Origin of the sequence: Paenibacillus vietnamensis, from assembly GCF_020169515.1 — a bacterium.
GTDB lineage: Bacteria > Bacillota > Bacilli > Paenibacillales > Paenibacillaceae > Pristimantibacillus > Pristimantibacillus vietnamensis.
Genome location: NZ_JAHMHW010000002.1, coordinates 175,965 through 189,685 on the forward strand (window position 1 = coordinate 175,965; position 13,721 = coordinate 189,685).

Below are 13,721 nucleotides of genomic sequence, written 5' to 3' on the forward strand. Positions count from 1 at the left end.
ACTTCAATCCTATTCTCGATCTGGAGGTATGAACCATGGGATACCCTGTAGCAGGCGCTGGTTACGGATCATGCTGGTCGAGTACGGCTTTCGTCCTCGTCCTCTTTATCTTGCTGGTAATCATTTTACGCTCCCGCGTATTTTAAACAAATATAGAGTCCGCTAAAAAATACGAATGCCGTCCGGATCGCATAATCCGAACGGCATTTTCTCTTGTGCCGGATGTTTAAATTACGCTACACCCATTTTTGCTGAAAAGCTGTAATATTCGCATATTCCTCTGTCAGCAGCCGGGAAACGCGGATGTAAATTCGCATGAGCTCCGAATAGATTTCCGCGTTTTGTTTGTTCGGCAAGTGGAAGTGGGATCCGCCGACCATCTCGGCAACGACATCGAGTGAATCCACTTCTCCGAGGCTGTACAGACCTAGAATGACGGCACCCAGGCAGGAGCTTTCGATGCTCTCCGGAACATGCAGCTCCTGGTCGAATATGTCCGCCATCATCTGCCTCCACAGCTCGGATCTCGCAAAGCCGCCCGTGGCCTGGATTTTCTTCGGCTTGCCCGTCAGCTCCTCCAGCGCCATCAGTACGGAATACAAATTGTAAATAACGCCTTCAAGCGCCGCCCTGATTAAATGCTCCTTCTTATGGTGCAGGCCAAGCCCGAAAAAGGAGCCTCTTGCATTCGCATCCCATAGCGGCGCCCGCTCCCCTGCCAAATACGGATGGAATATAAGTCCGTCCGATCCCGCCTTAACTTTAGAAGCGAGATCCGTCAGCAGCTCGTATGGATCGATGCCAAGCCTTTTTGCCTCGGCAGCCTCCGCCGTTCCGATCTGATCGCGCACCCAGCGGAAAATCATGCCGCCGTTGTTGACGGGTCCGCCGATAACCCAGTGGTTTTCCGTCAGCGCATAACAAAAAATTCTTCCTTTCGGATCGGTCACCGGTTTGTCCGTTACGGCGCGGATTGCGCCGCTTGTGCCAATCGTGACCGCTACAACGCCGGGCTCGATCGCGTTGACGCCCAGATTGGACAGAACGCCATCGCTCGCCCCGACGATAAACGGGGTTTCCGCCGGAAGCTGCATACGCGCCGCATAACCTTTGTCGAGACCGGTAAGCTTGTACGTCGTCGGCACAAGCTCGGACAAGCGGTCCGCTGTCACGCCGGCAACCTTCAGCGCTTCTTCGTCCCATTGCAGTTGCTGCAGGTTGAACAAGCCGGTAGCCGAAGCGATTGAATAGTCGATGACATACCGTCCGAACAGCTTGAAGAACACATATTCCTTAATCGAAATAAACTTGTAAGTACGGTCGAACAGCTCTTTTTCATCATGACGCAGCCAGGTCAATTTTGAGAGCGGCGACATTGGATGAATAGGCGTGCCGGTACGCAAATAAATGTCATGGCCGTTCCATTCCTCCTTGATTTTCGCCGTCCATTTCGCACTGCGGTTGTCCGCCCAGGTGATGCACTTCGAAATCGGTGTCCCGTCCCTGTCGACCGCGATGACGCTGTGCATAGCCGAGCTGAACGAAACGCACAAAATATCGGAGGGGTTCGCGTTGCTTTTGGAAATAGCTTGTCCGATGGTGCCGAGAACGGCCTCGAAAATTTCATCCGGGTCCTGCTCCGCAATCGCAGGTGATGGGGAATGAAGCGGATACTCGATTCCATGACTGGACACAATCGAACCTTTTGCCGTAAACAGGACGGATTTTGTGCTCGTCGTTCCAATATCGACGCCAATAACATATTTCGTACTCATCGTTACCTCCTAATGCTTGGCCGCAACTTTTGTCTGCTTCCATTGTCTCTTCAACAATAACTCGGTTTGAGCCGGGATTCAATGGTTGTTTATGAGCCGACGACGCTGTGGCCGCCAAATTCGTTGCGCAGCGCAGCGACGACCTTGCCCGAGAACGTATCTTCTTCAAGGGAACGGTAACGCATCAGCAGCGACAAAGCGATAACCGGCGTTGCCGTCTGCAAATCCAAAGCCGTCTCCAGCGTCCATTTCCCTTCCCCGGACGAATGCATAATTCCTTTTAGACCGTCAAGGCGGGCATCCTTCGAAAAGGCGTTTTCGGTAAGCTCCATCAGCCACGACCTGATCACGGAGCCGTTGTTCCACACTCTCGCTACTTTTTCGAAGTCAAAATCATAATCGCTTTTCTCCAGCAGCTCGAAGCCTTCCGCGATCGCCTGCATCATGCCGTATTCGACCCCGTTATGAACCATCTTCAAATAGTGGCCGCTCCCGCTCTCTCCGGCATGAAGGTACCCGTTCTCGACGCAAATATCCTTGAAAAGCGGCTCAATGGATTCGAATGCGGCTTTATTGCCGCCGATCATCGTACAAGCGCCCGAACGCGCGCCGGAGGTTCCGCCGCTCGTGCCGACATCCAGGTAGTGAATGCCGGAGGTCTCCAATTGCTTGGCTCGCCTTACCGAATCCTTGTAATTCGAGTTGCCGCCGTCGATCAGGATGTCCCCGCTGCCAAGAAGCGGACTGATTTCCTCAATGACCTTTTCCGTCAGCTCGCCGGCAGGCACCATCATCCAGATCGCGCGCGGCGCACTTAGCTTCTGCACCAATTGAGCAATCGTTGCGCAGCCGGCCGCCCCCGCTTCTTCTGCCTGCTCGACCGCAGCCTGGTTGACATCGAATACGACCGCTTCGTGTCCGTGGTCCAATACGTTGTAAGTCAAATTTAATCCCATCTTGCCCAATCCGATAATACCGATTTGCATCATTCCTGCACTCCTTATAAGTATGATTTGAGTTGAATCGAGAAAGCATACCGTCCGGAAAAATAGGATCGGTTCTGTGTTTATGTTATACTTTTCATAATTAGCAGCTGCTGCAAAAGGGGAAACGAACGCAATGGTGCAAAATATGCTTGGAAAAATCCGTTCCTATCAAGCCAGGTTCAGTGAAAAAGAAAAGAAAATTGCCAATTACATTTTAAATAATCCCGAAAAAATTATTCACAGCACGATTAATGAGGTCGCGGAGGATTTGAACGTCGCCGAAGCAACCGTGTTCCGTTTTTGCAAGCATATCGGCTACAAGGGCTATCAGGCGATGAAAATTGCACTCGCGTCTGAAGTAATGACTCCGATTCAGCAAATTTACGAGGAAATCAACGAAACCGACAGCACGCGGACGATTGCCGAGAAGGTGTTCAAATCCAATATCCGTACCTTGGAAAATACGTTTCAAGTTCTGGACAGCGAAGCATTCGCCTCTGCCGTCACTTTGATCGCCGAAGCGAACCGGGTTCATTTCTACGGAATCGGCGGTTCAGGCGTCATTGCGATGGATGCATTTCACAAATTCATCCGGTCCGGCAAGCAGGCATTCGCCTCTGCCGACGCACACTTCCAGCTCATGTCGGCCGCTCAGCTGACGAAAGAGGATGCCGCGGTCGTCATCTCTCACTCCGGCACGAACAAGGATACGATCCGCATCATTCAGACGGCAGCCGAATCCGGTGCCAAGACGATTGCGATAACGGGCTTTCCCAAATCGCCTGTCAGCCAGCATGCGGATGTCGCGCTTCATACGAGCTCGGACGAAACGGAATACCGCTCTGAGGCTCTGGCCTCCCGGATCGGCCAGCTCAGCCTGATCGACGCCTTGTACGTTAACGTCATGATCGTGAACCGGGATAAGGCGAAGCATTCTCTGGAGAAGGTGCGCGAGGCGATTTCCGAAACGCGCATTTGATCTTTCCTGTTTTGCACGAAATACGTTTTTACCCGAAATAAAGGTGAACCTGGGACCACACCGTCCCGGTTCACCTTTTTCCCGTTATACGAAGATGTCCAGAACGAGGATCAGTGCCAGCGCCACAACGGAAATGATCGTTTCGAGCGCGGTCCAGGTAAACAGCGTTTCTTTAACCGACATGCCGAAGTACTCTTTGATCATCCAGAAGCCTGAATCGTTCACATGCGACAAGATGAGCGAGCCTGCGCCTGTCGCTAACACGAGAAGCTCCAAATTCGCGCCGGGAACGACGGCCGCGATCGGCGCTACGATTCCCGCTGCCGTCATCATGGACACCGTCGCGGAGCCGGTTGCCACACGGATTAGCGCCGCGATTCCCCAGCCGAGCAAAATCGGCGAAACGTTCGAGGAAGTGGCTAGCTCAGCGATGTAATCGCCGATGCCGGAATCGAGCAGGACCCGGTTAAACGCGCCGCCGGCCCCGATAACAAGCAGGATCGTAGCGGTTGGAGCCAGGCAATCGTTCGAAAATTTCAGCACCGTCTCCCTGCTCAAGCCGCGGAAGAATCCTAAGCTGAAGAAGGAGTAAACCGTAGCGATCAGCAGCGCGGTGACCGGATCGCCGATAAACTTGAGCGCGGCATACAGCTTGCTGTCCTCCGGAAGCGACAACTCGGCGATGGAAGCGATCAGCATCAGCAGCACGGGCACCAGCACCGTGAACACGGTATTGAAGAAGCCCGGCAATGCTTTTTTCGAATCGGTTTCCGTGAGCTGTTCTCCCATTTCCTTCGGTACTTCTTTATGGATCCGGTTGCCGATCCATTGTCCATACAGAGGGCCCGCTATTATCGCTGTCGGCAGGCCGACGATAACGGCATAAAGGATCGTAAGACCGACATCGGCATTAAAAATGCCGACTGCCGCCATTGCCGCCGGATGCGGCGGGACAAGGCCGTGCACGACCGAAAGGCCCGCAACGAGCGGAACGCCGATCTTGACGAGCGATACGCCTGTTTGTCTCGCGATCGTGAATACCAACGGGATCAGCAGGACAAAGCCGACCTGGAAGAAAACCGGTATACCCACGATAAAGGCGACAAACATCATTGCCCAATGGACGTTTTTTTCACCGAAACGTTTGATCAATGTTTGGGCGATTCTTTCGGCTCCGCCCGATTCGGCCATCATTTTACCCAGCATGGTCCCGAGGGCAAGCACGATTGCCAAGAAGCCAAGCGTGTTTCCAAGGCCGGTCTTGATGGAATCGACGATTCCCGTTCCGCCCGTTTCGGTCGTAAACAACGGCATTCCTGTGGCCAAGCCGACACCGATCGCCGTCACGATAAGCGATACGAACGGATTCAGCTTTGCCACCGTAATGAGAAGCAGAAGCACTACGATTGCAGCCAATACGATAAGTAATAGCATAGTCGTCCTCCTAAATTGTCTTAAAGCATGCAATGCAAGCTTTTCAATTATATGAAAAAAAATTTCTTTAATCAACACACATTATAGAAAAAAATTTTATTTTTTTGTCAAAAATGACGTTCCTTATTATGAGTAATAAAATCAATTTCATGCAGCCTCTTCCAGTGAATGTTTCGGACATTTGGTTTGATAAACTTTTTTGCATACAAAAAAGCCGCATGCTTTTCGCATGCGGAATTTTTGTATGGGTATTCAATTCGATTTCGCCGCCTCCGGCCGCCTTTAATCCTTGGCAATTGCACGACTTCGCAGCAGCTTATATTTCCGGGCATATTTGCTTACGCTGTGCACGACGGTTGCGTGCGACCACGTTAACGGCGCAACCGATAACGGGCTGCCGTCGTATGGGTTGAGCTGTTCCGGGAGCAGCCCGCTTTGCAAAGCATGATCCGAGACCCACTGCAGCGTGCGGCGCGGACCTTCCAGCTCCTCCAATGTGGTGGCGGAATCGATTTCGTAATTGGCGACCCAGAGCGTACAAATAATCCATGGATTTCCAGGCACTTTATCGATTTCTCCGGATTGCTGGAAATAGTAGTCATTCGTGTATCTGGCGATGCCGCCTATGTGCGTTTTGATCTGCAGCCCTTCCTTGATCGCCTGCATCGTCTGGACGACACGGTAATCGTCGACCGGCAGTACGCCGAATTCGAGGATCCCGAACAGGCTGCTCTCCAGCGTCGTATCCTTCACCCAGCGATTATCCTTTTGCACAAGTCCCCTTGCGAAGCGCCCGCTTTCCTCATCCCACAAATGGGTAATGATTCCGAGCTTGATCGCCTTCGCCGTATGCTTATAGTGATCGCTCCGTTCATAATCGCCGAACAGTTCTGTGAAGAAGGAGGCCGCCATCAAGCCGCCGTATACGGATGCCGCGGTGTATGTCCAAATGCCGTAGCGTTCCTCCCACAAGTCATAGCTTGGTTTAGGCAGCGATAAGGAATGCTCCATATACGTGCTTAAGAACGCTGCCGCTTTACGGATCAAATTACTGTAAAGCGATTGCGGAAGCTCGATGACCTGATTGCGTTCGTAATCCTTCCATAATGCGAACAAGACCAGCGCCGTCTCATCCTCTTGTATAGGCAGCCTGCGGCTTCCCTGTACGATGTACGGATGCCAGCTTGACCCGACCGTCCCGTCCGGATTGTATTTGTGATACAAGTAGCCTTCCGGGGACAAGGCCTGAGCGCAAAAATGAAAAAACGGAGCGATGACGCTCTGATAACCGGCCATCGACATCGCATCCGCAATCAGCGCCCCGTCGCGAGGCCACATATAGCTGTAATGATCCCGGTTATATTGCAAAATGTCGGTATCGTTCGCAGCCAGAATGGCGCCGCGCTCATCGACCTGAGTCCTTACGAGCAGAAGGCTTTGCTTGAACATCTTCACTACGTCCCGGGGCAAATCGCCAAGATCGGTCTCCGCTCTGCGCAGCCAATGCTTCCAGTAGATGACCATCCTGCTGAGCAGCTTTTCGGGATGGTTCTCATGGACGTATTGATTGAGCTCCTTCACTTCCTCCAAATCCTTGCCGATCGACATCCAGTAGAAAATATCCTTCTCGCTGCCCGCCGGCACGACCGTCCGGAAGCTTATCGTACTATCGACCGAGCCTTGCGCGATCGAATTGCCCATCAGCACGCCGTCCTCGGCGTCGCGCCACGTTCCTTCCGCGGACTGGAACCGTTTGATGCCCGTCGAATACTGCATCATCCCGCCCTCGTCCGAGAACCCGTTAAACATGAAATAATTGTTTCTCTTATAGTGATAAAGCGTATGATTCTCGGGGTAATACACAGCCGTATCGCCGACCTCGGAGCCGTCAATCATCAGGTCCTGATGGAAAAAGAGCCGCACCTCCCTCGTCAGATGCGACATATTCCGAATGACGACTCTCTTGATATAAATACATTCGCGCTGATGGATTCCGTCGTTCATTTGGAGCTCGATGCCCAATCTCTTATGGACAGCCGTAATATTCGTAACCAACGAATCCTCGATATAATCCAGATCGAATCTCCACTCCGGTTCGTCCAGCCAAGTGAAGGTCCCCTCGACCCAGACGCCCAAGCGGCAGTATTGACCGCCTACATGGTTTAACTGGCCTACGAACGGATAATAAATGTCCCGGATATAACAATTCTGGTCAAGGTTAAGAAGCATCTTGCCGTTGCCGATTACGAGGTGACGGGCCATGTCTCCTTCTCCTTTCCATCCGCAATGAGCTGCGAATAAACGGAAATATAGGCTTTGGCTGAACGGTTCCAGCTGTAATCCTCTTTGGCGCCGTTCGCCACGATCTGCTTCCAAGCCTCCTCGTCGCGATATAGCTCAAGCGCTCTGCGTACGGTATGCATGTAGTCGTGCGCGTTGTAATTCGTGAAGCTGAAGCCGTTCCCTTCGCCTGTAAATTCGTTATAGGCTTGCACCGTGTCGCGAAGTCCGCCCGTTTCACGGACGATCGGCACCGTAAGGTAGCGCAGCGATATAAGCTGGCTTAAACCGCAAGGCTCGAATTTCGAAGGCATGGCGAACATGTCCGCCCCGGCATAAATACGCCTTGCAAGACGGTCATCATAGCCCAGCCACACCGCAACCTTGTCCGGATACCAATAAGCCTTGTCGTTAAAGAAATGCTCGTAATGGCCTTCTCCAGCTCCGAGCACGACAAATTGGACGTCCTCCTGCAGCAGCTCCTCGAACGTTCGCAAAATCAGATCGAAGCCCTTCTGCTCCACAAGTCTCGACACGATGCCGATCAGCGGAATGGATTCCGATTGCGGCAAGCCCAGCTCGCGCTGAAGCTCCAGCTTATTTTTTCTCTTGCGGCTCAGAGAGCTGCGGTATGGAAAATGAAGCGCTGCGTCGTTCATCGGATCGAACAGCTCATCGTCAATACCGTTTACGATTCCGACCAGATCCGCAGAACGGTGTCTGAGCAAAGCATCCAGCCCTTCGCCGTAATATTCGGTTTGAATCTCATCCGCGTACGAACCGCTGACCGTTGTCAGCTTGTCGGCGAACACAAGGCCGCCCTTCATGCAGCTGCCCGCCCCGTGAAACTCGAGGGTCTCGTAGGTGAACAGATCATTGCCCACACCGATCAGATCCTGCAGCAGCTCTCTCCCGAACACGCCTTGATATTTCAAATTATGGATGGTAAATACCGATTTGGCGTTTGCCCATGCCGGGTCGTAAGCGTAACGGGTTTTCAACAGGAACGGAATCAGGCCGGTTTGCCAATCGTGGCAATGCACGATGTCGGGCTTGAAATCCATATACCGCACAGCCTCCATGACGGCGAAGCTGAAGAACACGAAACGCTCCGCATCGTCACCGTAGCCGTACAGCCCTTTCCTCTTGAAATAAAACTCGTTATCGATCAGGTAATAAGTAATTCCGTCCAGCTCCGCTTTCAACAGTCCGCAATATTGGTTCCGCCAGCTGAACGATACGGTGAACTTGGCGATCAGCTGGAATCGGCCGACTAACGCGGCCGGTATTTCTTCATATTTGGGAAGGACCACTCTGGCATCAACGCCACGTTTGCCCAGCGCTTTAGGGAGCGCCCCTGCAACGTCAGCAAGGCCGCCCGTCTTCGCCAGCGGTACTGCTTCAGAAGTTGCGAACAAGATGTTCATAGGAAACTCCTTTCGTTAAGGTCGCTGCAATGGCGCCTATAAAATCATTAGATAATTTTCCGTTTTCCCGCCAAAAAAGGAGCGCTGTCCGCACCGCGGATATCGCGGTCCGCTTCTACGCGGACGTCTTTATCTAAAATGCTGTGCTGGATAAAGCTGTCCTCGCCGACCACGCCGTTCTGCATAATGATGCTGTTTTTGACGATCGCGCCTTTCTGTACGTGAACACCCCGGAACAGAATGCTGTTCACTACCGTTCCTTCCACGCGGCAGCCGTTCGCAATAAGTGAATTCGTCACCTTGGAGCCGCCCAGGTAACGGGCCGGAGGCTCGTCCTTAACCTTCGTATAAATCGGGCCGGGCTGGTAGAACAGCTCCTTCCACACATCAGGCTGTAGAAGGTTCATGCTGTTGCGGTAATAGCTTGTAATCGTATTGACTACACCTAAATACCCTTCATACATGTATCCGAACACACGGAGCTTATCGATTCTCGAAAAAATGGCGTGACGGACAAGATGATCCTGCCCTTGAGCAAGGGAGGTTTCGACCAGCTCCATAAGCAAGTCCTTGCGCATAACGTACATTTCCATCGAGCTGACGTCGCTCGACATTCTGCCGTAATGGTCCTGAATCGCGGTAATCCGTCCGTCTTCGTCCATCATCACCTTGCGCGCCTTGCCCGTCAGCAGATCCTCCTGCTTCTTGCAAACGACCGTAATATCGGCCTCCTGCTCCAGATGGAACTGGATGACCTTCTCAAAATCGATATTGCAGACCATATGGCTGCGCGTAATGACAACGTAATCCAGGGTAGAACGGTTGAAATAATCCCTTTGCTGATAAAAATGGTACAAATCGCCGCGGCTGATTTCCTGAATATCGTCGGTCGCCGGCGGCAGCACGAACAATCCGCTTTGGCGGTGCTGCAAATCCCAATGCTTGCCGGAGCCCAAATGGTCCATAAGCGAACGGTACTTGGTATGGGCGAATACTGCGACCTTGGAGATGCCGGAATTCACCATGCTCGAAAGCACAAAATCGATCAGGCGGTAACGCGCCCCGAACGGAACGGTTGCCAGACAGCGCCCCTGGGTCAGGCGTTCGAGCTCGTCCGTCTCATGAATTAAATTGATGACGCCCATTACTTTATGTTTCATGAGTGCTCTACCTCCTGCAGCAAATGATCGTTCGTTACGTATTGGTCGACGGCAACTACCGTGATGGTATCGTCGTCCGGGCTTCCGATCGTCACACCGGCTTGTATGACCGCCCCTTCGCCGATGATGGCACGGTATATGCGCGCCCCTTCGCCGATCCGGACGTTCGGCATAACGACCGACTCCGAGATGAAGCTGTCCTTCTCGGCCTTGACGCCGTAGAATAGAACCGAACGGTTGATTTCCCCCTCCAGCAGGCATCCTTCCGTAATAAGGGAAGAGGAGATGACTGCTGAAGCCCCGACATGCTGCGCAGGCTGATTCGGGCTTACCGAATAAATTCTCCAGGATTCATCCGACAGCTCAAGCGGCGGTTCGTCGGCGAGAAGATCCATATTCGCTTCCCAAAGACTCTCGATCGTGCCGACGTCCTTCCAATAGCCTTTGAAGGAATAGCAATACAAATTTTTGCCGTCCTTCATCATGGCCGGAATCAAATCCTTACCGAAATCATGATTCGAGCTGCGGTTCGCTTCGTCATAGATCAAATATTTTTGAAGCTGCGACCACGTGAATATATATACGCCCATCGAAGCGATATTGCTGGTCGGGTTTTTCGGCTTCTCTTCGAAAGCCGTGATCCGGTCTTCATCGTCGATGTGCATAACCCCGAATCGGCTGGCTTCCTTCCAGTCCACCTCAATGCCCGCAATCGTCACGTCCGCTCCGGAGCGCTTATGATGCTCGAGCATGAGCTCGTAGTCCATTTTATAAATATGGTCGCCCGAAATAATTAACACGTACTCCGGGTTGTATCTATCGATAAATGCCATGTTTTGATAAATGGCGTTGGCCGTGCCCTTGTACCATACGCCGCCCTTTTGCTTCACGTACGGCGGCAGGATGGTCATGCCGCCGTCGCGGCGGTCAAGCCCCCAAGGACTTCCGATGCCGAGATAGCGGTTGAGCTCAAGCGGCTGATACTGCGTCAGAACGCCGACCGTATCGATGCCGGAATGTGCGCAATTGCTCAACGTAAAATCAATAATCCTGTATTTTCCTCCAAAGTAAACGGCGGGTTTTGCCAAGTCCCTCGTCAAAACGCCTAACCTCTTCCCTTCTCCTCCGGCGAGCAGCATTGCGATCATTTCTTTACGGCCCATGGACACCAACTCCTTCTCAAAGTGTGTCCCCCGGTCTCACGCCCAGCATCAGGAATGTAAATGGGGGTAAATGAAGCGAAATGCTCTGTTCCTGGCCGTGCCAAGCGATATTCTCGCTTTTGTAGCTTTGCTGTACTTGCGAGTCCGTACCGCCAAACCGCTTTTCATTGCTATTTAGAATAGAGCTGTACAAGCCTGGATCCGGGACACCGATCCGGAATTCATGGTAATCGTTCCTCGAGAAATTAGCCACAATGACAGACTTATCCTTATCGCCGCAGCGGACAAAGGAGATAACCGACTGTGCCGCGTTGTTCACGTCGATCCAAGAGAACGTATCCGGAAAGCTGTCGCGCTCCCAAAGAGAAGGCTCCTCTTGGTAGGTGCGGTTCAATGTGTTGACGTAATGCTTCATCGTACGGTGCGAATCGTATTCGAGCACCATCCAGTCGAGCATATCGGCGTCCTTCCATTCGTCGAACTGCCCCCATTCACTGCCCATGAACAGCAGCTTTTTCCCCGGATGGGTCATCCAATAGCCGTAAAACAAACGCAGCTGGGCAAATTTTTCTTCGTAGGTGCCGGGCATTTTGTTCAAAAGGGAACGTTTGCCGTGAACGACCTCGTCATGCGACAGCGGCAGTACATAATTTTCTGAAAATGCGTAAAGGAGTGAAAAAGTGATCAGATGATGGTGGTGTGTGCGTTCAGGCGGATCAAGCGCCATGTAGCGCAGCATATCGTTCATCCAACCCATATTCCATTTAAAGTTAAAACCTAGGCCGCCTTTGTAGGTAGGTGCTGTGACTGCCGGCCATGCGGAAGAATCCTCTGCAATCATGAGTGTATCGGGGTAATATTGAAACACGGTTTCATTGAGCTTCTTCAAGAAGCGGAGAGCGTCTAAGTTGTCTGAACCGCCTAAGTGATTCAACGTGTGCATCTCGGGCGGTTTGTCCATATGTAAATTAATCATGCTGGCCACGGCGTCTACCCTTAAACCGTCCATATGGAAGACGTCCATCCAATAAATGGCATTGGATATAAGGAAGCTCATAATTTCGCCTCTGCCGAAATCAAACGCGAGCGTGCCCCAGAGAGGCTTCTCTGCGCGGTTCGGATTTGGTCCCTCGTACAGAGGTGTGCCGTCGAACAACCTCAAGCCGTGATCGTCTTTGCAGAAGTGGCCGGGCACCCAATCTAAAATAACGCCCATATTATGCTGGTGGCATATATCAACAAAGCGCATCAGCTGCTTCGGCGTTCCGTAGCGGCTGGTCACGCCGTAAAATCCGGTAATTTGGTAGCCCCACGACTGATCCAGCGGATGCTCCATGATCGGCATCAATTCAATGTGCGTATAGCCCATATTCGCCGCGTAAGGAATCAAATCGTCTGCCAGTTCTTCATACGTATAAAAATCTTCTTTTCCTTTAATCTTCCAGGAGCCCGCATGAACCTCGTAAATCATCATCGGATTCGTATAGGCAGGCTTTTGGCGTTTCTTTTCGAACCATTCCGAATCTTCCCATTGATATCCGGAAATGTCGGCAACTACAGAAGCCGTATTCGGCCGCCTCTCGGCATAAAATGCGTACGGGTCGGCTTTCCGTATCATATTCCCATCAGCGGTGACAATCTCGTATTTGTAGATTTCGCCTTCGCCGATGTCCGGTATAAACAAGCTGAAAATTCCCGTTTCGCCGATCAGCTTCATCTTGTGCTTGCTTCCGTTCCATTGGTTGAAACCGCCTATGACCCGAACCGATTTTGCATTTGGAGCCCATACGGTAAACCTGACACCATCCTTGCCGCGAACGCGGACGAGGTGCGCGCCCATAAAACGGTAGCTGTGATAGGAGCTTCCTTCGTTGAATAAGTAGAGATCGTTCTTCGATAAACCGTTTAGAGCCGTTCGAACCATTCCTGGAATCACCCCCTGCTTGGATGGAATATGAAATTTTATACCCTTTGGAGCACTTACATAACCCAATTATACATGGTTTCTTGAAAAAAAACAGACTGCTTTCATAGATTTCGACACTATTCCTTTGTAAATGTCAGATTACTTCACACCAACCTCTTTTGCCCCGCTTACTCTCTTAATATAGTAATGCTTGGCGCATAATCCTTTCGTTACGGCTGCTTTGGAGCAATGGATCCACGTGCAGGACGTAAACGTTTTAACGCGGCGCGGCCTGACGGTGTACGGATCGCCGTGGCGCAGCAGCCGCTGGTGGTGCATCGCGCATAAATCCTTTGCTTTGACTGGCTTAGTACAGTTCTCAATGATGCAAATATTCATTCTGTTCTCTCCTGTCTGCCCGGTAAAAACGGATTGTCAGCGGTTATATTCATATATCTTATAAGGAATGCTAAATGGAATAAAGCCTGCTGCCGGTTCATTACGGCCGGATTTGATCAGGCTATTCGCATCTTGCATGGAATAGATACGAATTAAGCTATGGAGTTTAATTAATTAAATGAGTTTGCCAATATAATCTGCTACCAATTCGT

General features: G+C 51.7%; 11 protein-coding genes. 2 read left to right on the forward strand and 9 right to left on the reverse strand.

What is annotated here, in order from left to right:
* Window positions 1–35: 35 nt before the first annotated feature.
* A complete protein-coding gene (locus tag KP806_RS05820; protein ID WP_224722631.1) occupies window positions 36–146 on the forward strand; it encodes a sporulation protein YjcZ in 111 nt (36 codons plus the stop codon).
* Between the two features lie 90 nt (window positions 147–236).
* Here KP806_RS05820 and gntK read toward each other — a convergent pair whose 3' ends face one another.
* Together gntK and gnd are read right to left on the reverse strand one after the other, a co-directional pair.
* The gene (gene gntK, locus KP806_RS05825) at window positions 237–1,775 is read right to left on the reverse strand and encodes a gluconokinase (protein ID WP_224722632.1); all 1,539 of its coding nucleotides are present in this window, start codon (window positions 1,773–1,775) and stop codon (window positions 237–239) included.
* Window positions 1,776–1,864: 89 nt separating this feature from the next.
* Complete coding sequence (gene gnd, locus KP806_RS05830) at window positions 1,865–2,761, reverse strand: phosphogluconate dehydrogenase (NAD(+)-dependent, decarboxylating) (RefSeq protein WP_224723099.1); 897 nt, start codon at window positions 2,759–2,761, stop codon at window positions 1,865–1,867.
* A 133-nt stretch (window positions 2,762–2,894) separates the two neighbouring features.
* Here gnd and KP806_RS05835 point away from each other — a divergent pair, with 133 nt between their 5' ends.
* Complete coding sequence (locus KP806_RS05835) at window positions 2,895–3,740, forward strand: MurR/RpiR family transcriptional regulator (RefSeq protein ID WP_224722633.1); 846 nt, start codon at window positions 2,895–2,897, stop codon at window positions 3,738–3,740.
* An 84-nt stretch (window positions 3,741–3,824) separates the two neighbouring features.
* Here KP806_RS05835 and KP806_RS05840 read toward each other — a convergent pair whose 3' ends face one another.
* The 7 genes from KP806_RS05840 to KP806_RS05870 form a co-directional block, all read right to left on the reverse strand.
* Window positions 3,825–5,174, reverse strand: a complete 1,350-nt coding sequence (locus KP806_RS05840; protein ID WP_224722634.1) for a GntP family permease — start codon at window positions 5,172–5,174, stop codon at window positions 3,825–3,827.
* 282 nt (window positions 5,175–5,456) lie between these two features.
* On the reverse strand, window positions 5,457–7,436 hold the full coding sequence (locus KP806_RS05845) for a glycoside hydrolase family 15 protein (RefSeq protein ID WP_224722635.1): 1,980 nt from the start codon (window positions 7,434–7,436) through the stop codon (window positions 5,457–5,459).
* Window positions 7,418–8,881 (reverse strand): glycogen synthase GlgA, encoded by a 1,464-nt coding sequence (gene glgA, locus KP806_RS05850; protein WP_224722636.1) that lies wholly within the window; start codon window positions 8,879–8,881, stop codon window positions 7,418–7,420. The genes KP806_RS05845 and glgA overlap by 19 nt, the downstream gene beginning before the upstream one ends.
* A 47-nt stretch (window positions 8,882–8,928) precedes the next feature.
* A complete protein-coding gene (gene glgD / locus KP806_RS05855) occupies window positions 8,929–10,041 on the reverse strand; it encodes a glucose-1-phosphate adenylyltransferase subunit GlgD (protein WP_224722637.1) in 1,113 nt (370 codons plus the stop codon).
* A complete protein-coding gene (locus KP806_RS05860; protein WP_224722638.1) occupies window positions 10,038–11,204 on the reverse strand; it encodes a glucose-1-phosphate adenylyltransferase in 1,167 nt (388 codons plus the stop codon). The genes glgD and KP806_RS05860 overlap by 4 nt, the downstream gene beginning before the upstream one ends.
* A gap of 16 nt (window positions 11,205–11,220) precedes the next feature.
* A complete protein-coding gene (glgB, locus tag KP806_RS05865; RefSeq protein ID WP_224722639.1) occupies window positions 11,221–13,128 on the reverse strand; it encodes a 1,4-alpha-glucan branching protein GlgB in 1,908 nt (635 codons plus the stop codon).
* Between the two features lie 141 nt (window positions 13,129–13,269).
* The gene (locus KP806_RS05870) at window positions 13,270–13,509 is read right to left on the reverse strand and encodes a hypothetical protein (RefSeq protein WP_224722640.1); all 240 of its coding nucleotides are present in this window, start codon (window positions 13,507–13,509) and stop codon (window positions 13,270–13,272) included.
* Between the last annotated feature and the right edge of the window lie 212 nt (window positions 13,510–13,721).

What these genes read in the sequence shown, in the direction of transcription:
- KP806_RS05870 (WP_224722640.1), bottom strand. Translation starts at nt 13,509, where the DNA reads ATGAATATTTGCATCATTGAGAACTGTACTAAGCCAGTCAAAGCAAAG.
- gnd (WP_224723099.1), bottom strand. Translation starts at nt 2,761, where the DNA reads ATGCAAATCGGTATTATCGGATTGGGCAAGATGGGATTAAATTTGACT.
- KP806_RS05820 (WP_224722631.1), top strand. Translation starts at nt 36, where the DNA reads ATGGGATACCCTGTAGCAGGCGCTGGTTACGGATCATGCTGGTCGAGT.
- KP806_RS05860 (WP_224722638.1), bottom strand. Translation starts at nt 11,204, where the DNA reads ATGGGCCGTAAAGAAATGATCGCAATGCTGCTCGCCGGAGGAGAAGGG.
- KP806_RS05840 (WP_224722634.1), bottom strand. Translation starts at nt 5,174, where the DNA reads ATGCTATTACTTATCGTATTGGCTGCAATCGTAGTGCTTCTGCTTCTC.
- glgD (WP_224722637.1), bottom strand. Translation starts at nt 10,041, where the DNA reads ATGAAACATAAAGTAATGGGCGTCATCAATTTAATTCATGAGACGGAC.
- gntK (WP_224722632.1), bottom strand. Translation starts at nt 1,775, where the DNA reads ATGAGTACGAAATATGTTATTGGCGTCGATATTGGAACGACGAGCACA.
- glgA (WP_224722636.1), bottom strand. Translation starts at nt 8,881, where the DNA reads ATGAACATCTTGTTCGCAACTTCTGAAGCAGTACCGCTGGCGAAGACG.
- KP806_RS05845 (WP_224722635.1), bottom strand. Translation starts at nt 7,436, where the DNA reads ATGGCCCGTCACCTCGTAATCGGCAACGGCAAGATGCTTCTTAACCTT.
- KP806_RS05835 (WP_224722633.1), top strand. Translation starts at nt 2,895, where the DNA reads ATGGTGCAAAATATGCTTGGAAAAATCCGTTCCTATCAAGCCAGGTTC.
- glgB (WP_224722639.1), bottom strand. Translation starts at nt 13,128, where the DNA reads ATGGTTCGAACGGCTCTAAACGGTTTATCGAAGAACGATCTCTACTTA.